At 56.2% G+C, this 454-nt stretch carries 1 protein-coding gene; it reads right to left on the bottom strand.

The window, feature by feature from the left end; translation table 11 throughout:
• Window positions 1–299, bottom strand: a 299-nt coding sequence (locus tag AC0L3J_RS37450) for a phage protein Gp27 family protein (RefSeq protein ID WP_473350439.1), incomplete at its 3' end; no start/stop codon positions are given.
• Window positions 300–454: the final 155 nt, after the last annotated feature.

The following is a 454-nucleotide window of genomic DNA, read 5'->3' as shown; positions in this document are numbered from 1 at the left end:
AGGGTTGTGGTTTCTCCCAGGGGCTTGTCGCCAAGTTCTGCGGTCAGTGCTGACGTCATTTCACGCATCTGTCGCAGGTTATGGCCTACCTGCTCGACGTTCGTCGCGTAACGATTCAGACCGGAACGGGAGAGTTTCATCTCATCCGGCAGGCCTGCGTCTTCAATCAGTGCGTTAATTTCTTCCAGAATGCGGGCCTGTGGGATCGCTTTATCACGCAGCATTTCATGCAGCGTTTTACGTACGTTTTCCGGCAGTAAATCCACTTTTGAAGCCCGGCCCCGTGTTTTCCTGTCCATCACGCCTCCTGTCATGCACGGGGACGAGGACGCTTGACACCGGCAACGCGGGCACGACCTTCTGCCACATCCTGACCTCGGGAGGTCAGCGTTACGACATAAAAGCCGCGCAGGTTTTCCACGGTGACCAGTTGCTGCTCTGCCAGCCAGTCAAT

This window comes from Bradyrhizobium sp. Kon37 (assembly GCF_055807535.1).
The sequence above is the reverse complement of the archived record's forward strand: the minus strand, read 5'-3'. Positions and strand labels throughout refer to the sequence as shown.